The sequence below is a fragment of the Nocardia sp. NPDC101769 genome, from assembly GCF_044766925.1.
Taxonomy (GTDB): domain Bacteria; phylum Actinomycetota; class Actinomycetes; order Mycobacteriales; family Mycobacteriaceae; genus Nocardia.
The window spans coordinates 1-24,460 of the sequence record NZ_JBIWMX010000036.1 but is presented as its reverse complement, the minus strand read 5'-3'; the positions used below and the strand labels follow the sequence as shown (position 1 = coordinate 24,460).

Annotated in this window: 25 protein-coding genes and 1 riboswitch; of the genes, 14 read left to right on the top strand and 11 right to left on the bottom strand. The window is 67.6% G+C overall.

The window, feature by feature from the left end; translation table 11 throughout:
• Positions 1-24: 24 nt before the first annotated feature.
• The gene (locus tag ACIRRA_RS37945) at positions 25-981 is read right to left on the bottom strand and encodes a hypothetical protein (RefSeq protein ID WP_402778617.1); all 957 of its coding nucleotides are present in this window, start codon (positions 979-981) and stop codon (positions 25-27) included.
• A 168-nt stretch (positions 982-1,149) separates the two neighbouring features.
• Here ACIRRA_RS37945 and ACIRRA_RS37940 point away from each other — a divergent pair, with 168 nt between their 5' ends.
• Positions 1,150-1,380, top strand: a complete 231-nt coding sequence (locus tag ACIRRA_RS37940) for a DUF167 domain-containing protein (RefSeq protein WP_040855679.1) — start codon at positions 1,150-1,152, stop codon at positions 1,378-1,380.
• A 2-nt stretch (positions 1,381-1,382) separates the two neighbouring features.
• Here ACIRRA_RS37940 and ACIRRA_RS37935 read toward each other — a convergent pair whose 3' ends face one another.
• Both ACIRRA_RS37935 and ACIRRA_RS37930 read right to left on the bottom strand, forming a co-directional pair.
• Positions 1,383-2,036 carry a Uma2 family endonuclease gene (locus ACIRRA_RS37935; RefSeq protein WP_402778614.1) on the bottom strand — a complete coding sequence of 218 codons (654 nt, stop codon included), beginning with the start codon at positions 2,034-2,036 and terminating at the stop codon, positions 1,383-1,385.
• A 116-nt stretch (positions 2,037-2,152) separates the two neighbouring features.
• Positions 2,153-2,629 (bottom strand): tRNA (cytidine(34)-2'-O)-methyltransferase, encoded by a 477-nt coding sequence (locus ACIRRA_RS37930; protein WP_402778612.1) that lies wholly within the window; start codon positions 2,627-2,629, stop codon positions 2,153-2,155.
• Between the two features lie 26 nt (positions 2,630-2,655).
• On the opposite strand from ACIRRA_RS37930, the gene ACIRRA_RS37925 reads away from it, so the two are divergent.
• A complete protein-coding gene (locus ACIRRA_RS37925) occupies positions 2,656-2,973 on the top strand; it encodes a DUF3017 domain-containing protein (RefSeq protein ID WP_402778610.1) in 318 nt (105 codons plus the stop codon).
• 88 nt (positions 2,974-3,061) lie between these two features.
• Here the strand turns inward: ACIRRA_RS37925 and ACIRRA_RS37920 are convergent, their stop codons facing one another.
• From ACIRRA_RS37920 to ACIRRA_RS37905, 4 genes are all read right to left on the bottom strand, one after another.
• Positions 3,062-3,223: a hypothetical protein gene (locus ACIRRA_RS37920; protein WP_169336776.1), complete on the bottom strand. Its 162-nt coding sequence runs from the start codon at positions 3,221-3,223 to the stop codon at positions 3,062-3,064.
• A gap of 180 nt (positions 3,224-3,403) precedes the next feature.
• Positions 3,404-4,567, bottom strand: a complete 1,164-nt coding sequence (locus ACIRRA_RS37915) for a homoserine O-acetyltransferase (RefSeq protein WP_402778608.1) — start codon at positions 4,565-4,567, stop codon at positions 3,404-3,406.
• Positions 4,564-5,913 carry a bifunctional o-acetylhomoserine/o-acetylserine sulfhydrylase gene (locus ACIRRA_RS37910; RefSeq protein WP_402778606.1) on the bottom strand — a complete coding sequence of 450 codons (1,350 nt, stop codon included), beginning with the start codon at positions 5,911-5,913 and terminating at the stop codon, positions 4,564-4,566. Before ACIRRA_RS37910 ends, ACIRRA_RS37915 begins: the two co-directional genes overlap by 4 nt.
• A 96-nt stretch (positions 5,914-6,009) precedes the next feature.
• Positions 6,010-6,121, bottom strand: a riboswitch (SAM riboswitch).
• Between the two features lie 12 nt (positions 6,122-6,133).
• A complete protein-coding gene (locus ACIRRA_RS37905) occupies positions 6,134-6,844 on the bottom strand; it encodes a TetR/AcrR family transcriptional regulator (RefSeq protein ID WP_402778603.1) in 711 nt (236 codons plus the stop codon).
• A gap of 138 nt (positions 6,845-6,982) precedes the next feature.
• On the opposite strand from ACIRRA_RS37905, the gene ACIRRA_RS37900 reads away from it, so the two are divergent.
• The 10 genes from ACIRRA_RS37900 to ACIRRA_RS37855 all read left to right on the top strand — a co-directional run bounded on the left by ACIRRA_RS37900 (position 6,983) and on the right by ACIRRA_RS37855 (position 18,963).
• Positions 6,983-8,476: an MFS transporter gene (locus tag ACIRRA_RS37900; protein ID WP_402778601.1), complete on the top strand. Its 1,494-nt coding sequence runs from the start codon at positions 6,983-6,985 to the stop codon at positions 8,474-8,476.
• A gap of 354 nt (positions 8,477-8,830) precedes the next feature.
• A complete protein-coding gene (locus tag ACIRRA_RS37895; RefSeq protein ID WP_354830238.1) occupies positions 8,831-10,048 on the top strand; it encodes an NADP-dependent isocitrate dehydrogenase in 1,218 nt (405 codons plus the stop codon).
• 329 nt (positions 10,049-10,377) lie between these two features.
• Positions 10,378-11,778 (top strand): FAD-binding oxidoreductase, encoded by a 1,401-nt coding sequence (locus tag ACIRRA_RS37890; protein WP_402778599.1) that lies wholly within the window; start codon positions 10,378-10,380, stop codon positions 11,776-11,778.
• A gap of 189 nt (positions 11,779-11,967) precedes the next feature.
• Complete coding sequence (locus ACIRRA_RS37885) at positions 11,968-13,179, top strand: MFS transporter (protein ID WP_402778807.1); 1,212 nt, start codon at positions 11,968-11,970, stop codon at positions 13,177-13,179.
• A 112-nt stretch (positions 13,180-13,291) separates the two neighbouring features.
• The gene (locus ACIRRA_RS37880) at positions 13,292-13,939 is read left to right on the top strand and encodes a TetR/AcrR family transcriptional regulator (protein WP_402778597.1); all 648 of its coding nucleotides are present in this window, start codon (positions 13,292-13,294) and stop codon (positions 13,937-13,939) included.
• A gap of 208 nt (positions 13,940-14,147) precedes the next feature.
• Entirely contained in the window at positions 14,148-15,404 is a 1,257-nt protein-coding gene (locus tag ACIRRA_RS37875; protein ID WP_402778595.1) for a lipid-transfer protein, read from the top strand.
• Positions 15,405-15,442: 38 nt separating this feature from the next.
• Entirely contained in the window at positions 15,443-15,880 is a 438-nt protein-coding gene (locus ACIRRA_RS37870; protein ID WP_402778593.1) for an SRPBCC family protein, read from the top strand.
• A 19-nt stretch (positions 15,881-15,899) separates the two neighbouring features.
• Complete coding sequence (locus ACIRRA_RS37865; RefSeq protein WP_402778591.1) at positions 15,900-16,769, top strand: MaoC/PaaZ C-terminal domain-containing protein; 870 nt, start codon at positions 15,900-15,902, stop codon at positions 16,767-16,769.
• Between the two features lie 10 nt (positions 16,770-16,779).
• Positions 16,780-17,658: an SDR family oxidoreductase gene (locus tag ACIRRA_RS37860; RefSeq protein WP_402778589.1), complete on the top strand. Its 879-nt coding sequence runs from the start codon at positions 16,780-16,782 to the stop codon at positions 17,656-17,658.
• An 18-nt stretch (positions 17,659-17,676) separates the two neighbouring features.
• The gene (locus ACIRRA_RS37855; protein ID WP_402778586.1) at positions 17,677-18,963 is read left to right on the top strand and encodes an acyl-CoA dehydrogenase family protein; all 1,287 of its coding nucleotides are present in this window, start codon (positions 17,677-17,679) and stop codon (positions 18,961-18,963) included.
• 86 nt (positions 18,964-19,049) lie between these two features.
• On the opposite strand, the gene ACIRRA_RS37850 is transcribed toward ACIRRA_RS37855, so the two are convergent.
• Complete coding sequence (locus tag ACIRRA_RS37850) at positions 19,050-20,444, bottom strand: family 1 glycosylhydrolase (RefSeq protein WP_402778584.1); 1,395 nt, start codon at positions 20,442-20,444, stop codon at positions 19,050-19,052.
• 145 nt (positions 20,445-20,589) lie between these two features.
• On the opposite strand from ACIRRA_RS37850, the gene ACIRRA_RS37845 reads away from it, so the two are divergent.
• Positions 20,590-20,946, top strand: coding sequence for an immunity 51 family protein (locus ACIRRA_RS37845; protein WP_402778582.1), 357 nt, complete (start codon positions 20,590-20,592; stop codon positions 20,944-20,946).
• Between the two features lie 53 nt (positions 20,947-20,999).
• Here the strand turns inward: ACIRRA_RS37845 and ACIRRA_RS37840 are convergent, their stop codons facing one another.
• Both ACIRRA_RS37840 and ACIRRA_RS37835 read right to left on the bottom strand, forming a co-directional pair.
• Positions 21,000-21,818, bottom strand: coding sequence for an SAM-dependent methyltransferase (locus tag ACIRRA_RS37840; protein ID WP_402778579.1), 819 nt, complete (start codon positions 21,816-21,818; stop codon positions 21,000-21,002).
• Between the two features lie 247 nt (positions 21,819-22,065).
• The gene (locus ACIRRA_RS37835; RefSeq protein ID WP_402778577.1) at positions 22,066-22,920 is read right to left on the bottom strand and encodes an alpha/beta fold hydrolase; all 855 of its coding nucleotides are present in this window, start codon (positions 22,918-22,920) and stop codon (positions 22,066-22,068) included.
• 69 nt (positions 22,921-22,989) lie between these two features.
• Here ACIRRA_RS37835 and ACIRRA_RS37830 point away from each other — a divergent pair, with 69 nt between their 5' ends.
• Positions 22,990-23,796: an exodeoxyribonuclease III gene (locus ACIRRA_RS37830; protein WP_402778574.1), complete on the top strand. Its 807-nt coding sequence runs from the start codon at positions 22,990-22,992 to the stop codon at positions 23,794-23,796.
• Between the two features lie 96 nt (positions 23,797-23,892).
• Here ACIRRA_RS37830 and ACIRRA_RS37825 read toward each other — a convergent pair whose 3' ends face one another.
• Positions 23,893-24,291: a hypothetical protein gene (locus tag ACIRRA_RS37825; RefSeq protein ID WP_402778571.1), complete on the bottom strand. Its 399-nt coding sequence runs from the start codon at positions 24,289-24,291 to the stop codon at positions 23,893-23,895.
• Positions 24,292-24,460: the final 169 nt, after the last annotated feature.

Here is a 24,460-nt window from a genome sequence, read left to right as displayed (position 1 = left end):
GTTGTCGCCTGGATCGGCGAACGGCTAGAAGTCGCCGCTCCCGGAATCGCCGCCGCCGCCGAAGTCGCTGCCGCCGCCGAAGTCGTAGTCACCGCCGCCTCCGCCCCACTCCTGAGGGCCGGGGTCGTAACCGCCGTAGCCGCCGGACTCCGGGGGCGGGCCGTACTCCGGGCCGCGGTCGTGCTCGTGTTCGCCTTCCATCCGGCCGAGTTCGTAGCCGAGCAGGCCGCCGCCCAGGGCGCCGCCGACCGCGCCGAGACCGGCCGCTGCACCGGGGCTCATGCCGGGACGGCCACCGCCGTAGGGCGGCGGGGGCGGGGCGCCGTAGCCCGGCCCGCCCGGGGCGTAGCCGCCGCCGAAACCACCGCCGCCGAACGGGGCGGGCGGCGGCGGGGTGCCGCGGCGACGGCGGAAGAACGCGACGGCCGCCGCGATGATGCCGCCGATGACCAGGATCGGGCACAGCAGGCCCAGCCAGCCCCAGCTGCTGTTCTTGCTCGCGGGCTTGGCGGCGGGCGGGTGCACGGGGGCCGGGTTGCCGGCCTTGGCACCGGTGGGCGCGCCCTGATCGGCGGCCGTCTTCAGCGCGCCCAGCGCCGCGATGGTCGCACCCGTGTAATCGCCGCTGCCGAGGGCATTGCCGAAAGCCGTTCCCGCTGACGAGGTGTCGCGGATGTGCGAGTTCGCGCCGGTGCGGATCGACAGCCACTTGGTCTTGGTGTTGATAGCCAGCACCACGTCGGTCGGATTCTTGACATGGGTCTGGGCCCTCGCATCGAATGCGGCGCGATCGTTGGCGAGCTGTTCGGTGGTGAAGATCTGCACCGGATCCGACAGCTGCAGCGCCGCATTCGTCACCTTGGCGACATCGAGCACCTTCGAGTCGTCGTGCACGTCGACAGGACCGGCCATGGCCGTTCCCGTCGCCAGCAGGATCACCCCAGCCACGGCCGACAGTAGTAACAGCAAACGCTTGACCATCTGAACTTCCTTCCCGGGCGCCCGCCCTGCTCGCCAGGCATCGCTTGCGACCCTACGACGTCCCGGCCTCGATCGCCGCCCCCGATCCTGTGTGCTGTATCGCAGGCCCCATCTGTTAACTCGAATCCCGTCCGAGACAATGGGACCAGGTTCGGGAAGGAGTGCGGCGTGGCCACAGTGGTCCGGGCGACCATCAAACCGGGGAGCAAGAAGGGGCCCCTGGTCGAGATCCTCGACGACGGGGCGCTGCAGTTGTACGTGCGCGCCCCGGCGGTGGAGGGCAAGGCCAACAAGGCCGCCATCGAGCTGCTGGCCGCCCACTACGGCGTCCCCAAGTCCGCCGTTCGTCTGACGGGCGGCGCGACCTCCCGCTTCAAGCGCTTCGAAATCGACGACTGAGATCAGTATTCGAGTTCGGTCCACGGGATACGGATCGGGAAGGGGTGATCGATCTCGATGTCGTTGGCCTCGGCGCGAATCCATTCACCGGCCAGGATGTAGTTGACCGGATGCAGAGGGCGAACCCCGTCCGCAAGCTCCCCATGTCCGGTCTCGAGGGCGTAGGCGCGGACTGACGCGATCTGGCTCGCCCCGCGGGTCGGCTCGACCTCCCAATACCAAGGGATTCCCGCTTCCGCGTAACGCGCCTCCTTGGCCACGATCTCGGATGGCGTATTCGAGGGAGACAGTACTTCTCCGGCAAGTAGGACGTCGGAGGCACGTACGTCCTGCCACGATGACCCAAGGCACCGATGTATCAAGAAATCCGGTGTCACGAAGTCGGATTTCCCGGTCGTTCCGAAGAAGACATTCGTCTCGAGGTTCGCGACCCAGCAGTGTTCGGGGTGTGACGACATGTCCTTGCGCGCCCATTGTTCAAGGCTGTTGGTCAGGCGACGGGTGAAGATTTGATGCTCGCCCGGCGCGTGGCGAACCCATACGACCCGTCCGCGCCAGAGCTCGATCTGATTCGCGATCTCCTCGGGCAGGCGCTCGAGCTCTTCCCATGTCATGAACTCGGGGATATCCGGCTGCTCGACATGCGGAATCGACATGTGGTCAGGGTATTTCGCCATGTCCGCAGCCTCCGGGTGTTCGCGGATCGACGTCCGATTCGTCCGCATGTCGGTGGGTTTCGATGTCAGTAGACCGCTCGGGCGGCAATCTGTCACTAGACCGCGCCGGGAAAACCCAGTTGCCGCCAGGCTTCGTAGACGGCGACGGCGGCGGCGTTGGAGAGGTTCATCGAGCGGCGGCCCGGGAGCATGGGGATGCGGAGTTGGTCGGTGATGCGGGAGTCGGCGAGGACCTCGTCGGGGAGACCGGTGGGTTCGGGGCCGAAGAGTAGGACGTCGCCCTTGCGGTAGGCGATGTCGGTGTTGCGGGTGGTGGCGGTCGCGGTGAAGGCGAAGATCCGCTCGGGCCTGATGTAATCCCATGCGGCGGCGAGACTCTTGTGCACGGTGACGACGGCCAGGTCGTGGTAGTCCAATCCGGCCCGGCGCAGCTTCGGCTCGGATAGGTCGAAGCCGAGCGGTTCGATCAGGTGTAGTTCGCACCCGGTGCCGGCTGCCAGCCGAATGGCATTGCCGGTATTCGGAGGGATGCGAGGTTCGAAGAACACGAGATGGAACACGGGCTCCAGCATCGCAGAGGGCCGGATAAGCTCGTGCGGTGAGTCCAGCCCATGCCGCACCCGAGAGCCGTAGCAGTCGTGCGGGGGGATTCGTCCGGGACAATCTGCCCATACTGCTGGTAGCGCTGGTGCTGGTGGTGGCCGTGGTCTTCCTCGCCTGGGACCGCTGGCGGCGCGGCACCTTCTTCTTCGGCGGCGGGACGCTGCTGGCGGCGGCACTGCGGCTGATTCTGCCGACCGACCGGGCCGGCCTGCTCGCGGTGCGCAGCAAGGGTTTCGACGTCGCCTGGCTGACGGTGCTGGGCGGCGCGATCATCGTGCTGGCCGCGACCATCAGCAGCCTCGGCGTCACCTAGACCGCGCCGAGGTCGGGGCCGCGACCGGAGTCGCGGCACTGAGTATTCGATCGGAGGGTGGCCGCGAACCCGCGGCGCTGGGGGATTGCTAGACCGAGGTCATGCGGCGGCCGAGTTCACGGCGCAACACTTCCTGGTCGGGGAGTCTGTGCAGGACACGGAGTATGGCCGGGCGAAGTTCACGCTGCTCGTCCTCGGAGAGCAGATCGACGAGATCGCGTAGATCCATGTCATCGAATGCGGCGGTCATGCCTGAATACATTACGTGTGCCGAGCCTTGCGCACACGCATTCCGGGCCGCCGGTTACGGAGGTGTCATGTGCGCGAAACCGGAAGCGCGTCACGGCAATTCGAGCGAAACGGACACGATACGCGAGGTAACGCGCCTCCGGGTGAGGCAGCGGGGTTACAGCGGACGGGCAGCGTTGTTTCAGCGGTCGGACCCGCGCTGGGCGCGGGCCAGATCCATCGTCTCGAGCATGAGCTTGCCGACCGCCTCGGTCTCGGTCAGGAACCCGTCGTGGCCGTCCCGGGACCGGATGATCTCCAGCCCCTTGGAACCCGGCAGCAGATCGGCCAGCTCCTGCAGGGTGTGCAGCGGGAAGAGCCGATCCGAGTCCACCCCGCCGACCACGCACGGCACCGGCGTGGACCCCAGCGCCGCCGCGATACCGCCGCGGCCACGGCCCACGTCGTGGCGGTTCATGGCCTCGGTGAGCAGCACGTAGGTGGCCGGGTCGAACCGTGAGATCAGCTTGTCGGCCTGGTACTCCAGATAGCTCTGCACCGCGTAACGCCCACCCGCCCACGGGTCCTCATCGCCCTGGGCATGGTTCTCGAAGCGGTGGTCGAGCTCGAACTCGGCGCGATAGGTCAGGTGCGCGATGCGCCGGGCGATGCCCATACCGGTCATCGGGGCGCGCCCGGTGCCGTGGTAGTTGCCGCCCTGCCAGTCCGGATCGGCCGTGATGGCCGCGATCTGGGTGGTCTGGGTGCCGATCTGGTCGGCGGTGCCGCGCGGGCCGACCGCCAGCACCAGGGCCGCGCCGACCCGCTCGGGCCGGTCGATCATCCATTCCAGCACCCGCATGCCGCCCATGGAGCCGCCCACGACGGCGGCCAGGCGATCGATGCCGAGCAGGTCGAACAGCGTGATCTCGGCGGTCACCTGATCGCGGATGGAGATCTCGGGAAACCTTGCGCCCCAGGGCTTTCCGTCGGCCGCCAGCGAGGACGGCCCGGTGCTGCCCTTGCAGCCGCCGAGCACATTGGTGGCGATGACGCACCACTCCCGGGTGTCCACCGCCGCGCCGGGACCCACGATGCCGTCCCACCAGCCGGCCTGGCCGTGGTGTACGTCGGCCGGACCCACCACGTGCGAATCACCGGTCAGCGCGTGCTCCACGAGCACCACGTTGTCCGCGTTCGCCGATAGTTCGCCCCACCGCTGCACAGCCAGCGTCACATCGGGAATGACGGCACCGGTCTCGAGCTCGACATCCCCGATGGCGATGCTGCCGAGCGTCCCGTCGGGCGGCGGCAGCAGAAGCTCCGCCGCGTGACGGGACGTGCTCGATTCGATGTTCACGGTCAACTTGCCGCCGCCGTCAGTCCGGCGCGCAGATCCGCCAGGATGTCGCCGATCCCCTCGATACCCACGGCCAACCGCACCAGACCCGGTGTGACACCGGAAGCCAGTTGCTCGGCGGGCGTCAGCTGGGAATGCGTGGTGGAGGCCGGGTGGATGACCAGCGACCGCACGTCCCCGATGTTAGCGACGTGGCTGTGCAGCACCAGCGCCTCCACGAACTTCTTCCCGGCGTCCACGCCGCCGGCCAGCTCGAAGGAGACGATGGCGCCGACGCCCTTGGGTGCCAACTGTTTGCCCCGCTCGAACCACGGGGAGCTGGGAAGCCCTGCGTAGTAGACCTTCTCGACGCCGGGCTGCCCGGCCAGGAACTCGGCCACCGCCTGGGCATTGGCCACGTGCCGCTCGACGCGCAGGCTCAGCGTCTCGATGCCCTGCGCGATGAGGAAGGCGTTGAACGGCGACACCGCCGCGCCCAGATCGCGCAGCAGCTGCACCCGCGCCTTGAGCGCGTAGGCCGGCGCGCCGAGATCGGCGAACACGGCGCCGTGGTAGCTGGGATCCGGGATGGTGAAACCCGGGAAGCGGGACTCGCCCGCCGCGTCCCGCACGGTCCAGTCGAAGTTGCCGCCGTCCACGATCACGCCCGCGACCGCGGAGCCGTGCCCGCCCAGGTACTTGGTGGCCGAGTGCACGACGATGTCCGCGCCCAGCCGCAGCGGCTGGATCAGGTACGGCGTGGCGACGGTGTTGTCCACGATCAGCGGCACACCCGCGGCGTGCGCGACCTCGGCGATGCCCGGGATGTCGAGCACCGAGCTGCTCGGATTGGCGACCGTCTCCCCGTAGAACGCCTTGGTGTTGGGCCGCACGGCCGTGCGCCACTGCTCGAGATCGTCCGGATCCTCGACGAAGCTGACCTCGATGCCCAGCTTGGGCAGCGAGTAGTGCAGCAGGTTGTAGGTGCCGCCGTACAGGTGCGGGCTGGCCACGATGTGGTCGCCGGCCTGCGCCAGATTCAGGATCGCGTAGGTCTCCGCTGCCTGGCCGGAGGCCAGCAGCAGCGCGGCCACACCGCCCTCGAGCGCGGCGATGCGCTGCTCCACCGCGTCCTGGGTGGGGTTCATGATGCGGGTGTAGATATTGCCCGGCTCGGCGAGCCCGAACAGCGCGGCGGCGTGATCGGTGTCGCGGAAGGCGTAGGAGGTGGTCTGGTAGATAGGCAGGGCGCGGGCTCCGGTGGCCGGATCGGGAGCCTGTCCGGCGTGAATCTGCTTGGTCTCGAAGGACCAGCCGGCCGGATCCAGGGTGCCGTCAGCCGCAACGGCCGCGGGCGCGGTCGAGTCACTCATGTGTTCTGCTCCAAAAACAAGGTCGCCGAATGGCGGAAGTTTGACGTTATCGAGAGGCGAATGGGCTTCGACAACAACACATTTCGGTGGACCTCCTAGTTGCGCTTGCGTTCGGCCTTCGAACGCCCGGTCTGCACCCGGAGCACCCCACCGCAGCTGGAGGGTTGCCGATCAGCAAGCCGGGGCCTTATCGCTGATGCTCTTGACCTGTTGCGCGATTCTAGCGGGCGGACGCCGCTGTTTCGGAAGTGGGGCTGGCCACAGCGGGCTCCGCGCAGGTGCGCACGAATTCGTGGTACGCGGTGACCACGGCCTCCGCCATGCGGCGCGGTGACGCGATCAGACGCTCGTCGGCGAAGCCGGAATCGACGTCCGACTCGGTGCCGGCCCGCATGATGGCGTGGAAGGTGCCGAGCAGCAATCGGACTCGTAGATCCTCGACGGTGGTGCCGAGGCGTTCGGCCAGCACCTGCGCGGTCTGCTCGGTCTTGTTCTCGGTGGCGGCCATGCTGCACGCCCGCACCGCGGCGGTGGACCGGATGATGCGCTGCATCTGCTGGAACCAGCGGAAGGGCAGCGGTTCGTCGTGGTCGACGACGCGGTCCACGATGGCCAGGAAGCTGTCCAGCAGCGCTTTCAATTCGTTGCCGGTATTCGGCTGCTCGCGCAGCGCGTCCGCGTGTGCCCGCGCCCAGTCGGCGATGGGCGCGATGACGATGTCTTCCTTGCTGTCGAAGTACCGGTTCACGGTGCGCGGCGAGACGTCGGCCTCGTCGGCGATCTGTTCCACGGTGGTGGCGTCGAAGCCCTGCTCGTCGCACAGCCGCAGCGCGACGTCGATGATCCGCGCCCGGGTCTGTTCCTTCTTCCGCTCACGCAGACCCGGCCGGTGACGTGCGATCACGCCGAGGTGACTTGACAACTCCGACATGCCTCCATGGTAAGCGCTCGAGCGCTTCTCCTGTCCAATTATGCCAACTGTCGCAGTGCGACAAATTTCTCTTGACGCCAATTGGCCGCAGGGGCCAAGATTGTCGGGGGTGTCCCGGACCGTCCGTGAGGAGACGACATGACCGCAGCGACAACAACACTCGAAGACGAATCACAAAGCTCGGACCAGCGCGGACCTGCGCGCTGGTGGGCCCTGGGCGTACTCGCCATCGCCCAGTTGATGGTGGTGCTGGACGCCACCATCGTCACCATCTCCATGCCGTTCGCCCAGCGTGACCTGGGCATCAGCGACGGCGACCGGCAGTGGGTGCTCACCGCCTACACGCTGATCTTCGGCGGCCTGCTGCTGCTCGGCGGCCGTCTCGCCGACTACCTGGGCCGCCGCCGCATGTTCCTGATCGGCCTGGTCGGCTTCGCCGGGGCGTCGGCGCTGGCCGGGCTCGCGCAGAACGGCGCGGAACTCTTCGCCGGGCGCGGGCTGCAGGGCGCGTTCGCCGCCTTGCTCGCGCCGGCCGCGCTGTCACTGGTGTCGGTCACCTTCACCGAGGCCAGGGAGCGCGCTCGCGCGTTCGGCGTCTTCGCGGGTGTGTCCGCGGGTGGCGCGGCCATCGGCCTGATCGTGGGCGGCGCGCTCACCGAATACGCCAACTGGCGCTGGTGCCTGCTGGTCAACACCCCGATCGCGCTGATCGCCTTCCTGGGCGCGCTCGCCTTCGTGGCCCGGGACGTGCCCGCGCCGCGGACCGGCGGCTACGACCTGCCCGGCGCGGTGACCGCCACACTCGGCCTGGTCTCGGTGGTCTACGGCTTCAGCCGCGCGGCCTCCGACGGCTGGACCGCGAGCACCACCCTGGCCCTGCTGATCGCGGGTGTCGCGCTGCTGGCCGCCTTCGTCGCCATCGAGCGTCGGTCTTCGAATCCGCTTCTGCCGCTGCGTATTCCGGGGGAGATCAACCGGGGCGGCTCATTCCTCGTGGCGCTGCTGCTGCCGATCGCCATGTTCGCCATGTTCATCAACATGAGCTACTACTTCCAGATCACGCTGGGCTGGTCGGCGCTGAAGGCGGGGGTGGCGTTCCTGCCCTTCCCGATCGGCATCGTCGTCTCCGCGGGCGTCGCGAGCGGGCTGCTGCCGCGGATCGGACCGCGGCCGCTCATGATCACCGGTTCGGTGCTGGGCACGGCCGGGCTGCTGTACCTGTCGCGGCTGAGCTTCGGCGACAGCTATGCCGGGGGCGTGCTGCCGGCGGTGATTCTGATCGCACTCGGCATGGGCGGGCTGTTCGTGGCCATGCAGACCACGGCGCTGCACCAGGTCGAGGAGCGTGACTCCGGTGTCGCCAGCGCGCTGCTCAATGCCGCCCAGCAGGTGGGTGGCGCGATCGGCACCGCGCTGCTGTCGACGATCGCGGTGCAGGTGGCCGAGCGGTTCGCGCGGAACAATCCGGGCGTCGACCATGTGATGGCCCGGGCCGCGATTCATTCCTATGACATCGCGTTCCTGATCGGTGCCGGATTCTTCCTTGTGACCATTCCGATCATCGCGTTCATGGTGCGGGACAAGCCGGAGAATCTGCTCGAAGGCGCCGAGCACGTACACGTGGGCGTCTGACCGGCCGACTGTTCACCCGCGGGTCGCGACACCATATATCCCGCGGTCCGCGGGTTTGGGGGTTGCCGCGAGCCGCGGGTTTTCGCATCCTGGAAAGTGCGGAAAGTCACGCGAAAAGCTACTAATCGGTAACCGCACTGAATCCCGCACAGCGGGGGCCACCCGAGCGGTGAGATCGATAGCAGCAGTACGCTTGTCTTGCTTGACGCCACAGCGTACGTGGACTTGGCACCACAGGTCCCGTGCCGAGCGCCATGCGTATACGTTGTCTGTTGAACAGCTGGGGTCCGCTACAAGCGGTGCTCACCGGCCGTGCAATGGGAGCACCACCTTCCTAGGAGGACACGAAGATCCATGTCCAAGATCAAGGTTGAAGGGACCGTCGTCGAACTCGATGGCGACGAGATGACCCGGATCATCTGGCAGTTCATCAAGGACAAACTGATCAACCCGTATCTCGATGTGAACCTCGAGTATTACGACCTCGGCATCGAGTATCGCGACAAGACCGATGATCAGGTGACCATCGACGCCGCCAACGCCATCAAGAAGCACGGCGTGGGTGTGAAGTGCGCGACGATCACCCCCGATGAGGCCCGCGTCACGGAGTTCGGCCTGAAGAAGATGTGGCGGTCGCCGAACGGCACCATCCGCAACATCCTCGGCGGTACCATCTTCCGCGCGCCGATCATCATCTCCAATGTGCCGCGTCTGGTTCCGGGCTGGACCAAGCCGATCATCATCGGCCGCCACGCCTTCGGCGACCAGTACCGCGCCACCGATTTCAAGGTGCACCAGGCCGGCACCGTCACCCTGACCTTCACGCCCGAGGACGGCTCCGAGCCGATCCAGCACGAGGTCGTCCGCATGCCGGAAGACGGCGGCGTGATCATGGGCATGTACAACTTCAAGGACTCGATCCGGGACTTCGCGCGGGCCTCGCTGAACTACGGCCTGCAGCAGAACTACCCGGTGTACATGTCGACCAAGAACACCATCCTCAAGGCCTACGACGGCATGTTCAAGGACACCTTCCAGGAGGTGTACGAGACCGAGTTCAAGGACGAGTTCGACGCGGCCGGTCTCACCTACGAGCACCGCCTCATCGACGACATGGTCGCCTCCGCGCTCAAGTGGGAGGGCGGCTACGTCTGGGCCTGCAAGAACTACGACGGCGACGTGCAGTCCGACACCGTGGCGCAGGGCTTCGGCTCGCTGGGTCTGATGACCTCGGTGCTGCTCACCCCGGACGGCCGCACCTGTGAGGCCGAGGCGGCGCACGGCACCGTGACCCGGCACTACCGTCAGCACCAGCAGGGCAAGCCCACCTCCACCAACCCGATCGCCTCGATCTTCGCGTGGACGCGTGGCCTGGCTCACCGCGGCAAGCTGGACAACACCCCCGAGGTGATCGGCTTCGCCCAGACGCTCGAGGATGTCGTCATCAAGACGGTCGAGTCCGGCCAGATGACCAAGGACCTCGCGCTACTGGTCGGCGGCGACCAAGGCTACCTGACCACCGAGGAGTTCCTCGGCGTGCTGGACGCCAACCTGGCTCGCGAGCTGCGCTAGAAACCCAACTCCGGGTGGACGCTTCGACGTCCGAGGAGAGAACGCGCCGACGAACGTGAACAGCGCGAAGCGGTGGAGATGGTGGCCGGGACCACAGTCCCGGCCAGGACCATCCACCGCGCCACACGGGCACCTGCCCCCACCGGAACCGGTGGGTGGGCGGGTGCCCGAACTGTTTTCGGGGTTGTCCCGGCCGTGATCACGAAACGTTCATACGGTCCTTGCCAGCATGGCCGCGTGCCGACGGGTCAACGCACCCGACCGGACGGTCAATACCCCTGTGACAGAAGGGGTTCGGCTGCGGTACGCGCGGCGGCGAAGGAGGAGCGATGGCGGCGATCGGTGGTGAGCTGCGCACTGTGGTGCGGGGCCGGGTGCTGGTACCCGGGGACGAGGGTTTCGAACAGGCGAGCACCCCGTGGAATCTCGCCGTGCGGCAGCGGGTTTCGGCGGTGGTGGAGGTCGCGGACGCGGCGGACGCCGCGGCGCTGGTGCGGTTCGCGGCGGCGGCCGAGCTGCCGCTGAGCACGCGGGCGACCGGGCACAGTCCCTCCTCGGCGGCGGACGGGACCGTCCTGGTGACGACCCGGGCGTTGGACGGGATCGAGATCGACGCCGCGGCGCGGGTGGCACGGGTGCAGGCGGGGGTGGCCTGGCAGCCGGTGCTGGAGCGGGCCGCCGCGTACGGATTGGCCGGAGCCTGCGGCAGTTCCGCGGTGGTCGGGGTGACCGGGTACATGCTGGGCGGCGGTGTCGGCTGGTTCGCGCGCAGCCGCGGCTACGCCGCGCACGCGGTGCGAGCGCTGGAGGTGGTGACCGCGGACGGCGATCAGCGCCGGGTGACGGCGGACTCCGAGCCCGATCTGTTCTGGGCTCTGCGCGGCGGCGGCGGCGATTTCGCGCTGGTGACCGGCATGGAATTCGAATTGTTCGACGCGACCGGGCTTTTCGGCGGCCGCATATTGTGGCCGGCCGAGCGGACCGAGGCGGTGGTCGCGGCCTTCCGGCAGGCCACTGCGGAAGCCGAAGAGGGACTGAGCCTTTGGCTGACTCTCATTCAATTCCCGCCGTTCCCCGAGGTTCCCGAGATGCTGCGCGGCCGGGCGATGGTGGCCGTGGATGTGGTTGCGCTGGGCGCGGTCACCGGTCCGCTGCGGTTGTTCGAGGAGATTCCGGGCGCGGTGCTGGATACCCGGCGGCCGTTGGATGCCGCGCAGGTCGGCGGTGTCTGCATGGAGCCGACCGACCCCAGCCCGGCCCGGGTGCGCGGTGAGCTGCTCGCCGAGTTCTCCGGGCGGGTGAGCGATGCGCTGCTGGCCGCCGCCGCGCCGCAGGGCGGAGTGGGGCCGCTCGCGCTGGTCCAGGTCCGGCACCTGGGCGGCGCGCTGACCCGGCCGTGCGCCGACGCCGGCTGTGCGGGAGGGATCGCCGAGCCGTACCTGTTGTCGTTGCTCGGCCCCGCGCCGACCCCGGACTTCGAGGCGGCCGTCGCCGAGCGCAGCGATGCCGTGGTGGATGCGCTGCGTCCGTACCTGAGTGGCCGGAAACCGTTCACCTACTTGGATTCCGGTGAGACCCCGGCCGCGGTCTTCGATCCGGTCACCCTGGCGCGGTTGCTGGAGATCAAGGACCGGTACGACCCGGATGGCTTGTTCCGCAGTAACTTTCCCGTCATCCCGCCGCTCGGCGAGGAGGATCCCAGCCGGGTCGCCGCACCGGTCACGGTCTGACCGGGGTCGCGCGGGCAGCCCGCCGGGCCAGCGTCCCGGCGGTCGCGTGGCGTGGGCCGGCCCAGGATCCGGGCTGGTCGGTGAGTGAAATCACCAGACCGGGCGGTATCGGGACGGTTCGCCACTGTGTTGCGCTTGGTTGTGCCCGAATCCGTGTCCGCAGCCACCACCGCATCCGCTCCCGACGAGATGAACCCCGACGGGATGGACCGTCCCGTCGGGTCACGCGAGCGGTGGCATGTGCCCGCCATGCTGGCGCTGGCCCTGGGCGGGTTCGGGATCGGTACCACCGAATTCGTCACCATGGGTTTGCTGCCCGATATCGCCGACTCCATGAAGGTCTCCGAACCGACTGCCGGACATATTGTTTCGGCCTACGCGCTGGGCGTGGTGATCGGCGCGCCGGTGATCGCGGCGCTCTGTGCGCGGGTCCCGCGCAAGCGGCTGCTGATGGCGTTGATGGTGGCATTCACGCTGGGTAATGCGGCCAGTGTGATCGCACCCAGCTTCTCGACGCTGACCGTGGCGCGGTTCGTCTCGGGCCTGCCGCACGGCGCGTACTTCGGGGTGGCGTCGCTGGCGGCGGCCTCGCTGGCGCCGGTGGGGCAGCGCGCCAAGGCGATTGCCGCAGTTATGCTGGGCCTGAGCGCCGCCAATGTCGTCGGCGTTCCTGCAGCCACCTGGCTGGGCCAGAACCTCGGCTGGCGAAACGCTTTCGTCGTGGTCGCCGTGATCGGCATCGCGACCGTCACCGCCATCTCCCGCTTCGTGCCGGACCTGCACGGCATTCGCATGACCGACCCCCGCACCGAACTGACGGCCCTGCGTCGTCCCCAGGTGTTGCTGACGCTGCTGGTCGGGGCGGTGGGCTTCGGTGGCATGTTCGCGGTCTACACCTACATCACCACCACCCTCACCGATGTCGCCGGCCTGCGGGTGGGTCTGGTTCCGTTGGTGCTCATGCTCTTCGGCCTGGGCATGGTGGCGGGCAATATCGCCGGCGGCGTGCTCGCCGACCGCGGCGTCGACCGCGCGGTGTTCATCTCCCTGCTGGCCATGGTGGTGATCCTCGCCGGATACGTTGCGGCAGCGCACAACCCGTATACCGCGGCCCTCGGCGCGTTCCTGGTCGGCGCATCCGGCGCGGCCCTCGCCCCGGCGCTGCAGACCCGCCTCATGGATGTCGCCCACGACGCCCAGACCCTCGCCGCCGCCCTCAACCACGCGGCCTTGAACATCGCCAACGCGGCCGGCGCATGGCTCGGCGGCCTGGTGATCGCCGCGGGTCTCGGCTATACCGCCCCGGCGGCGATCGGCGCGGGCCTGGCGGTCGTCGGCACCGCACTCCTCGCGGTGACGGTCGTGGCGGGCCGTCGAAATGTGCACGGCACACCGGTGTAGACCTCACATTCAGGATCAAGGACTCACAGCGTTCATCTCACGGTGCGGGCCGGACTCCGCCCGCACCTCCGGCGCGAACATACACGAGTGTATGTAAGTGTAAGATCCTCCCATGACCAGCTCCGCCGTCTCGAAACCCCCGCGCCGCACCCAGGAACAGCGCAGCAGTGAGACCCGGACGCGACTGCTGGACGCCACCATCGACTGCCTCGTCGAGTACGGCTACACCGGGACGACGACGCCGCGGGTGGCCGAGCGCGCGGGCGTGACCCGGGGCGCCCAGGTGCACCATTTCGGTTCCAAGAGCGAGCTGGTGGTAGCGGCGATCAGTCATCTGGCGCAGCGGCGCACGGAGGCGGCGATGAAGGAGATCCGGCGGGTCCGCATCGGGGACGATCCGATCGGCGCCACCCTGGAGGCCATGTGGGAGTTGCATCAGGGCCCGCTGTTCATCGCGGCCATCGAATTGTGGGTGGCCAGCCGCACGGATCGGGTGCTCGCGGTCGAGATGGAGAAGGTCGAGCCGTTCGTGAACAACGCGGTGCTGCTGGCCGTCGCTCAGTTGGTGCCGAATGAGCTGGACCGCAAGAACGTTCGCGATTTCGCCTACACCGCGATGGATACGCTGCGCGGAATCCTGGTGACCAACTTCATTTCTCCCGATCCCGAGCGGGCGCACCGGCGCTGGCTGCGGGCCTCGGCGCAGTTGCGCCTGGCGGCCGAGGCTCGGATGCCCGACTTCCGGATCGCCGACGAATAGCTGATCGATTCGGCCCGAAGGCCCTCGTCGCTGTGTGCGGCGGGGGCCTTCGCCGTTTGCGCGGGTGGGGTCACCGCATCGGCGGTATGTCCGGGTATACCGGCCGGAGCTGCCGATCTTGTGCTCGATGCCGAGAACACCGTCGCCCTCTTGCCTAGTTACATACAGCTTTGTATGTTTGTTTTCATTCCCCTATGTGAGGAGTTCGATGACGAACAAGGCCCACCCGTCGCCCCACCCCCACCCCACATCGGGCCGCTTCGCGAACCGCGTTTTTATCGTCGGCGTCGGCATGACGAAGTTCGAGAAGCCGGGGCGGCGCAAGAACGAGGACGGCAGTGGCTGGGACTACCCGGACATGGCCCGGGAGTCGGGGACCACGGCCCTCGCCGATGCCGGGATCGACTACCGCGAGATCGAGCAGGCCTATGTCGGCTACGTCTACGGTGAATCCACCTCCGGCCAGCGCGCCGTCTATGAACTGGGCCTGACCGGCATTCCGGTGGTCAATGTCAACAACAACTGCTCCACCGGCTCGACCGCGCTCTACCTTGCGGCACAGGCGATCCGGGGCGGGCTGGCCGACTGCACGCTGGCGCTGGGCTTCGAGAAGATGCAGCCGGGCTCGCTCGGCTCCACGTGGGACGATCGCGAACAGCCCATGGCGCGCCACATCATGGCGCTCGCGGAGATCTCCGAGGTGCTCTTTCCGGTGGCGCCGTGGATGTTCGGCGCGGCCGGACGTGAACACATGAAGAAGTACGGCACCACCGCCGAGCACTTCGCCAAGATCGGATACAAGAACCACAAGCACTCTGTGAACAACCCGTATTCACAGTTCCAGGACGAGTACACGCTCGACGACATCCTGGGCTCGCGCATGATCTACGACCCGCTCACCAAGCTGCAGTGCTCGCCGACCTCGGACGGGTCCGGCGCGGTCGTCCTGGCCTCGGAGGAATTCGTGGACCGCCACGACCTGTCGCGGCAGGCGGTCGAGATCGTCGGCCAGGCCATGACCACCGACTTCCAGTCCACCTTCGACGGCAGCGCCAAGAACCTCATCGGCTACGACATGAATGTCCGGGCGGCGGAGAAGGTGTACGCGCAGGCCGGGCTCGGCCCCGAGGACTTCCAGGTCATCGAGTTGCACGACTGCTTCTCCGCCAACGAGCTGCTGCTGTACGAGGCGCTCGGCCTGGCGAAGGAGGGCGAGGCCGGGCACCTCATCGACTCCGGCGCGACCACCTACGGCGGCAAGTGGGTGGTGAACCCCTCCGGCGGGCTCATCTCCAAGGGACACCCTTTGGGCGCAACGGGTTTGGCGCAGTGCAGCGAGCTTACCTGGCAACTGCGCGGCGCCGCCGAGAAGCGGCAGGTCGGCAATGTCACCGCCGCCCTGCAGCACAACATCGGGCTCGGCGGCGCGGCCGTCGTCACCGCCTACCAGCGCGCCGACCGCTGATCCTCCCCCTCCATCCGCGACTACGAAGAGGTAATCCCGTGGGACACATCGAAGCTTCCAAGGATCTGACCGCCACCCCCGACGGCCTGTGGGCCGTGGTCTCCGATCCACAGACCTGGGACAGGTGGTTCTCCATCCACGAGCGCTGGATGGAGGAGCCGCCGGCCGTGCTGGCGCCGGGCGCGAAGCTGACCGCCAAGATCATGATGCTCGGCATGGCCAACAAGATCGAGTGGGTGGTCGAGAGCGTCGAGACCCCGAACAAGCTGGTGCTCAGCGGCACCGGCATGGCCGGTGTGAAGGTGCAGTTCGCCTTCGACATCACCCCGGAGGGCGCCGGCAGCCGCTTCTCGGTGTCCGGTGATTTCGAGGGCGCGCTGATCAAGGGAGCGCTGGGCAAGGCGGTGGAAAAGGATGGCCTCACGCAGCTGGACAAGACTCTCGCCGCGCTCGACGCGCTCGCCGCGGCGGCCTGACGGCGAGCGGGTACCCGAGATGGCTTCCACCGCTGTCGAATTCAACGAGTCGGGGCTGGGTTCCTGGTCCGACGAGGAGGCGTTCGAGGTCACGCGCGAGCGGATCGCCGAATACGCCGCGGCCACCAACGATCCCATTCCCGCGCACCTGAAAGGCGATGCGGCCCCGCCGGTCTTCGCCATCGTGCCCGTCTTCGAGGCCATGATGATGCCGGTCATCGAGGTGGCCCCGATGAACGTCTTCGGGCGGGTGGTGCACGGGGAGCAGGACTTCCATTTCCACCGGCCCATCCGGCCCGGCGACAAGCTGGTGTCGCGGGCCAAGGCCATCGGTTTCGAGGGCATGGACAACGGCTCGACCATCACCATCCTCATCGAATGCCGGTCCGAGGCCGGGGAACTGGTGAACGAGCAGTACCTGACCGCCTTCTTTCGCAATGTCGACGCGGGCAAGCAGGTGGGCGATCCGGCCCCGGCGCACCGGTTCGATCCGGCACTGCTGGAGCAGGAGCCGCTGGCCACGGTGGCCGCGCACGTGGACGCCGACCAGACGTACCGGTACTCCCCGGCCTCCGGTGATCCGGTGCCGCTGCATCTGGACGATCAGGTCGCCCGGGACGCCGGTCTGCCCGGCATCATCGCGCACGGGCTCTGCACCATGGCCATGTCGTCGTGGGGGGTGCTGACCCAGGTCGCGGGCTCGGATGTGGCTCGGCTGCAACGGTATGCGGTGCGCTTCGCCAAGATGGTGTTCCCGAACGACGACCTGGAGACGCAGATCTGGAAGGTCGGCTCGGCCGACGGGGTCACCACCTACGCCTTCCGCACGGTCCGCGGCGGCGACATCGTCCTCAGCGACGGCCTCGCCGAAATTTCCGACAACTCTTAGGGAGACATTCATGGGTGCACTCGACGGACGGGTCGCCATCATCACCGGAGCCGGCCGGGGGATTGGCCGGGAGCACGCGCTGCTGTTCGCGCGGGAGGGCGCGGCGGTCGTGGTGAACGACCTCGGCGGCAGTAATGCCGGTGAGGGCGCGGACACCGGCCCGGCGCACGAGGTCGCGGCCGAGATCGTCGCCGCAGGGGGGAGGGCGATCGCCAACACCGACAGTGTGGCCGACTGGCAGGGCGCGAAAAACCTGGTGGAGCAGGCGGTGTCGGAGTTCGGGCGGCTGGATGTCGTGGTGAACAACGCGGGCATCCTGCGCGACGCCTTCGTGGCGGGCATGGACGAGTCGCAGTGGGACGCGGTGCTGGCCGTGCACCTCAAGGGGCATGCGGCGGTGCTGCGGCACGCGGCCGGGTACTGGAAGGAGCAGTCCAAGGCGGGCAATCAGCCCGTTGCGGCGGTGATCAATACCGCGTCGGCGTCGGGCACCACGGTCCCCAATGCCGGGCAGGCGAATTACGGTGCCGCCAAGGCCGGTATCGCCGCGCTCACCCTGGTGGCGGCCGATGAGCTGGCCCGCTACGGGGTGCGTGTGAACGCCATCGCGCCGATCGCCCGCACCCGGCTCACGCTGGCCACGCCGGGCATGGGCGAGATGATGGCCGCGCAGCAGGCCGGACTGGAAGAAGGCGAGTTCGATGCCTTCAGTCCGGCCAATATTTCGCCGCTGGTGGCGTATCTTGCCACCGAGAAGTGCCCGATCACCGGCAAGGTGTTCGCGGTGCAGGGTGGCGCGATCTCCGAACTGGCGGGCTGGCACGACGTGAAGACCATCGAGACCGAGGGGCCCTGGTCCATCGACGATATCGCCGGGCGACTGCCGTAATCAGGAAGGCGGACAACGATGTTCGAATGGTCCGAGACCGATGAGCTGATCCGCGGCGCGGTGCGAAGCTTCATCGACAAGGAGGTGCGCCCGCACCTGGACGCCCTCGACAGCGGCGAGATGCTGCCCTATCCGATCATCCGGAAGCTGTTCGCCGAGTTCGGCATCGACGCGCTGGGTTCCGAGGCGGTCGCCAAACTGCTTGCCGGGCAGCGCAAGCGGGAGGAGGCGCTGGCCGCCGGGGAGTCGCTGCCGGAGAAGACGGCGAAGCCCGGCGGCGACGGCGGGCCCTTCTCCGGGCAGGAATCGCTGATGGCGGTGCTCGTCAGCGAGCTGTCCGGGGTGTGCATGGGGTTGGTCACGGCTCTGGGTGTGAGCATCGGGCTCGGTGCGACGACCATCCTCTCGCGCGGCACCCTCGCCCAGAAGGAGCGCTGGCTCGGCGACATCGTGACCATGAAAAAGGTTGCGGCGTGGGCGATCACGGAGCCGGACTCCGGGTCGGACGCCTTCGGCGGGATGAAGACCTACGTCCGCCGCGACGGTGACGACTACATTCTCAACGGGCAGAAGACCTTCATCACCAATGGTCCCTACGCCGACACCGTCATCGTCTACGCCAAGCTGGACGAGGGCGACGGCGCCCCGGAGTCCAAGACGATCGCGGCCAAACGCGACCGGAAGGTGCTGACCTTCGTGCTCGACAAGGGCATGGAGGGCTTCACCCAGGGCAAACCGTTCAAGAAGATGGGCCTGCACGCCTCACCCACCGGCGAATTGTTCTTCGACAATGTGCGATTGAGCCGGGACCGGCTGCTCGGCGAGACCGAGCAGCACGAGGGCGGCGACGGACGGGAGAGCGCCCGCTCGAGTTTCACCTCCGAGCGCATCGGCGTGGCCTTCATGGCGCTGGGCATCGTCAACGAATGCCACCGGCTCTGTGTGGATTACGCCAAGACGCGCAAGCTGTGGGGGCAGGAGATCGGCCGCTTCCAGCTGGTCCAGCTCAAACTGGCCAGGATGGAGATCGCACGAATCAATGTGCAGAACATGGTCTTCCACGCCCTGGAACGCTCCCGCGCCGGTAAGCCGCCGACGCTGGCCGAGGCCTCGGCCATGAAGCTGTACTGCTCGGAGATCGCCACCGAGGTCGCCATGGACGCCGTCCAGCTCTTCGGTGGCAACGGCTACATGTCCGAGTACCACGTCGAACAGCTGGCCCGCGACGCCAAGTCGCTGATGATCTACGCGGGCAGCAACGAGATCCAGGTGACCCACGTCGCCAAGGGACTGCTCGCCTACTAGGCGCGCGGGAAGGCCGGGGCCGCCACCAGTCGCCGGCGGCGGCCCCGGACGCCGGGGATCGGCACGGCGCCGTTCGACGTAACGATCTACGGGACGGAGACCGGGCGCAGGCAGCTCTCCAGGGGCAGGATGATCGAGCACAGGGCAGGTTTGCGGGTAGGGCGGTAGTCGGCGGGGACGCCGCCCTGGGCGGTGATGGATTTGAAGGCGGCTACGGCGTCGGTGGGGCGGCGGGTGAGGGTCGGGTCGGTCTTCGCGTCGACGGTGTAGAGGCCGAATCGCGGTGAGTAGCTGCCCCATTCGTAGTTGTCGGTGAGGCTCCAGTAGTTGTAGCCGATCACGTCGATGCCGTCGGCCTTGGCGCGTTGCAGCCAGTAGACGGTATCGCGCAGGTGGTCGGCGCGGTCGTAGCCGTCGCTGCGCGGGGCGGCATTGTCGGTGGGAAGTCCGTTCTCCACCACGTAGATCGGCAGGCCCGGGAACTTCTCGGTGTAGGTGCGCAGGTCGTAGTAGATGCCCTCGGGCTCGATGGCGTTCTTCCATAGTTCGTCGCCCAGCAGCGCGGTGCTCGGCAGATGCGTCAGCGAGGCGCCGTAATAGAAGTCGACGCCGATGAAGTCGAGCTTGCCGCGGATGCGGTCGGCGAACAGCAGGTCGGTGAGGTTCTGCACGATCGGGTACTGCGCGATATTGCTGGTCACCCGCGCGCCGGGCTGGCGGCTGTGGATGTAGTCGTAGATCGCGGTGTGCGCCTGCACCAGCCGGTCGAACATCGGCAGCGCGTCGAGCACACCGATGTCACCGATCTTGATCGACTGCGCGACATAGCCCATGGGCTCGTTGATGGTCACCCACATCGGGTCGTCGGGCGCGTATCGGTCGACCACCTTGCGCATATTGGTGAGCCAGTCCGACACCATGCCCTGGTTCTTCCAGCCCCCGCGATCCGCCTCCCACCCGGGGATCACCCAGTGGTCGAGGGTCAGCATGGGCCGCATCCCCGCCGCGCGGATCTTCTGGATGACCTGATCGTAGAAGCGGAACCCGTTCTCGTCCCAGGCATTCGGCTGCGGCTGCACCCGCGCCCATTCGATGCTGAGCCGGTACACCTTCAGGCCCATCCCGGCCGCCAGATCGATGTCCTCGGCGTAACGGTCGTAGAAGTCGACCGAATTGCCGTACGGGTCATGCGCCTTGCCGGAATTCGCGTACCGGCTCCAATTGCTGTCCGGCGCATGGCCTTCGGATTGGAATCCCGCCATGGCCACGCCCCACATGAAGTCGGGGCCGAGCGACGGCACGCTGGTCGGCGCACCGCCGGCGCTACCGGTCCCGGATCCGCTGGCGCTGCCCGACCCCGAGCCGCTGGAACTCCCCGACCCCGAGCCGCTGTCGGCCGGCGCCGCCCCGGCCGCGGCAGACCCGCTGGACACGATGGCCAGGGCCGACAGGACCGAACACAGAACCCGCGCAGTTCTCATCTCAGCGAAATCTCCCACTGTGCTTCGGACGCGGCCCCTTGCCGCGCGGCCGGGTGGCCCGTCCAGACTCTACTGGTCACATGTCCAACATAAGGGTGTTTCACTCAATATCGGTTTGTCGGGGGTCGTGGCTAGGGTTCGGGGCGTGACCGATCGTGAGAGTTTCGCTCCACTGATGTTCTTCGAATACGACCACAAGCCCGGGCACTACTGCCTGATGCTGTCCGACAACCACATGCTCACCACCGAACCCGTCTTCGCCGAATTCGGTTACGAAGGAAACGGTTACGGCTGGGCTGGAGTGGCGCGGTCGGCGGTGGCGACGCACGAGGCCGGGCTGGGGGAGCGGGTGAGCTTCGACCCCGAGGCGGGCATGTTCGTCGCGTACGGCCAGGACGCGCCGGCGCTACGGGCGCTCGGGGCGCTACTGCGGGACGCGTTCGCCGATCCGGCCGTTCTGCGCGAACTCATCGCCGCGGGCGATCCGGAGTGGTTCGACTGAACACCCGCTGATCGCGTGCTGCGATCAGCAGGCGGCGCAAGGGGTTTCGGGGCTCAGGGCTTGCGGGAGAGGGCGGCGGAGATCAGCTGCTCCCAGACGCTGAGGTCGTGGTGGTCGCTGCCGATGCGGGCCACGCCCTCGGCGGTGGGTTCGGGGCGCCAGAGGGAGCAGGGCACCAGGCCCGGCTCCAGGATTTCGAGATCGCCGAACAGGCCCAGGATCTCCTCGTCGGTGCGCCAGCGGCCGCGGCCGAAGGTGGACTGCAACTTCTGCTCGGCGACCCGCGTCTGCTCGTTGAAGCCGGACCGGAAGTGGGAGATGTAGAGCATGCTGCCGGAAGAGATCTGGTCGGCCCAGTAGCGGACCACCTGCTCGGGCTTCTCGTCATTGTTGAGGTGATGCAGGATGGCGCTGAAGATCACGGCCACCGGCTGCGAGAAGTCGATGAGCCGCTCCACTTCCGGATGGTGGCGGATGCCCTCGGAATCACGCAGATCGGCCTGGATGACGGTGGTGAACTCGTCGGTCTCCAGGATCGCGCGGCCGTGCGCCAGCACGATGGGGTCGTTGTCGACATAGACCACGTGCGGCTCGGACTGATGCCGCTGCGCCACCTGGTGCACATTGTCGGCGGTGGGCAGGCCGCTGCCGATGTCGACGAACTGCTTGATCCCGGCGCGCGAGATCTCGCCGATGGCGCGCACGAGGCAATTCCGATTCGCGTACGCGATATCCACCGAACCCGGCAGATCCTTGATGAAGAAGTCCCCGACCTCCCGGTCGGGCGCGTAATTGTCCTTGCCGCCCAGGAGATAGTCGTACACCCGGGCGATGCTGGGCTTGGACTGGTCCACCTGCGGTTGTTGCGTCATTTCTCCACACACCTGTCGATATCGAATTTGCCCTCCGCTTCGCTCCGGGCGGGTTCGCGGCCCTGGAGGTCTCGTTCTTCCTCCGTGCGTTCCCCCGCCTCGCTCCTCGGCTCCGCTCGGTCCAGAACGAGACGGGCCGCGAACCTGGCGACGTGGATTCGCCGTAATCCTATGTAACTGAACGAGTTCCGGTGCACGGTTCCAGGTAACGCCGAGCGTGCCGGAGAGCGTAGGTGATTCGGGCTCGTCAGACCGCCCGCAGGCGGGTGCGGCTGGCGTAGACGTGCTCGGCGATCAGCGTCGCGATGCGGTCGGGCGCCTCGAGCATGGGGACGTGGCCGACGTCGTGGACCAGGATGCGGTCCGCCGATTCCGGTAGTTCCTCCAGGAACCGCCGGGCGTACAGGCGATTCGGGATGATCCGGTCGTTCTCGCACATGAGCAGCCGCACCGGGGTGCGCAGCGTGGCCAGGTGCTCGAGGGCCGGGAATCGCAGGCCGCTCACCAGCATCGGCAGCATCGCCTTGCAGTGCATGGCCGAGGTGATGGCCGCCTCGATGCCCGCCCGCGAGGCCGCCTCGGTGTTCTTGGTGAGCAGCAGCGCCACCGCCTGCCGGACGAACCCGCTGTAGGCGATGGCGGCCGGCAGATGCTTGCCGATCTCCACGAACGGCACCATCGACAGGAACTTCAGCCCGACTCGGAGTTGCAGCGTGGAGGGGGTTTGCCAGCCGCCCGCGGGCGCGATAGCGGTGAGGGTGCGGGCGCGGCCCCGGCGGGCCAGCTCGAAGCCGACCCAGCCGCCGAGCGAATTGCCCGCGACATGGCAGGTGCGCCAGCCCATCTCGTCGAGCTGGTCCTCCACGCGGTCGGCAAGGGCACTGATGTCGAGGTACCAGCCCTCGAGCTCGGGACCGCCCCAGTGCCCGGTGAAGGCCGGAGCGAACACTTCGCAATGGCTCGACATGCGCTGTGCCACCTGCTCCCAGCAATGCGGGGACAGCATGAATCCGTGCAGCAGGAGCAGTGGTTCGCCGGAGCCGGTGTGGAGCGCCCGGATGGGCGCGGGCGGGGCGGTGGGCCGGGTGGTGCCTGACGTCATCGTCGTCACCCCTTCCTGGACCTCGATGTCCGTGAAGAGAGTCGGTAAGCCGCATTGTACGGTCGTAAAGTGGCGAAAATCATCAGTACGTGCAACGTGAACGGGGTGCGTGCCGCGGCGGGCAAGGGATTGCTCGAGTGGCTGGCCGCGACCGAGGCCGACATCGTCTGCCTGCAGGAGACTCGGGCGACCGATGAGCAAACGCGTAGCGCGCTGGCGCCCGCGCTGGACGCCGGATGGTTCCTCAGCCATGCCGAACCGGGCCTGAAGGGGCGGGCGGGCGTGGCGATCCTGTCCCGGCACCAGCCCGACGCGGTGCGTGTCGGCGTCGGCCTGTTCCAGGACGGAAGCTGGTCTCCCGTCGAGGAATTCGCCACGCTCGGCCGCTATGTCGAGGCCGACTTCAACGATCTGACCATCGCGAGCGTCTACGTCCACACCGGCGAGGCCGACACCCCGCTACAGGACGAGAAATACCGCTTCCTGGACGCCATCGGTGCGCGCATGCTGGCCCATCCGGGCGAGTTCGTGATCATGGGCGACTGGAATGTCGCGCACACCGAGCTCGACATCAAGAACTGGAAGGGCAACGTCAAGAACGCGGGCTTCCTGCCGCAGGAACGCGCCTGGGTGTCGTCCATGCTGGCCGCCGGCTACGCGGACGTGGTCCGCGAACTGCATCCCGGCGTGCCCGGCCCCTACAGCTGGCACTCCTACCGCGGCCGCGCCTTCGACAATGACGCGGGCTGGCGCATCGACTACCAGCTGGTGCGCGGCGAGATCGCGGCCCGTGCCAAGCAGGCCGTGGTGGAGAAGGCCGCGACCTACGCCGAACGCTGGTCCGACCACGCGCCGGTGACGGTGCAGTACCGATGAAGAAGCTTCATCGGATGCGTTCCGATCGCCTGGAGCTACCAACCGAGAGATACCCCTCCGAGGCAGTACGCCCGACCGTCCAACCGGGTTCCTGTATCAGCGCTGGTCCAGGTCTTCCCTGGGGACCTTGGTCCGCCAGTGATGACACGCAGCAGGGTCGACGGTCTGGAGTTCAGCGAAAGCTGTTACACGCCTTGGATTTCCACCGACATGAGCGAGTGACGGTGTGATCACCACAGCACAGTCGATCTGCCGAAGAAGCCGGTACAGCATCCCCATCCGATCCTGATCGGAGTTGTCCACCACCAGCACCCCGGAGACACGCAAGCCCAACTGCTGGGCTCTCTGCCGGGCGAAGAACTCCGCCCAATCCCGATCCGCTTTCGTGGTCAGCAACGGCCGGAAGATGTAGATCACTGCCTTGTCCGGCTCAGTCATGGCACGCGCCACGTCGATTGCTTCCGTTAGGGATTCAGGCAAGCCGTCTGGTTCCATCTCCGCCCCTTCCGTGGAGTGGCAGTCCAGGGCAGGGCCTCTCGTACCTACCCTGGACGCCAATCCCGACACTAAGCCTCGATCCACCGACGTAATTGGGAATCGAGAGTGCGGTGAAATAGCGAAAGTGCCCTCTGACCTGGAATGATTGGTGTTCTTGACGCAACAA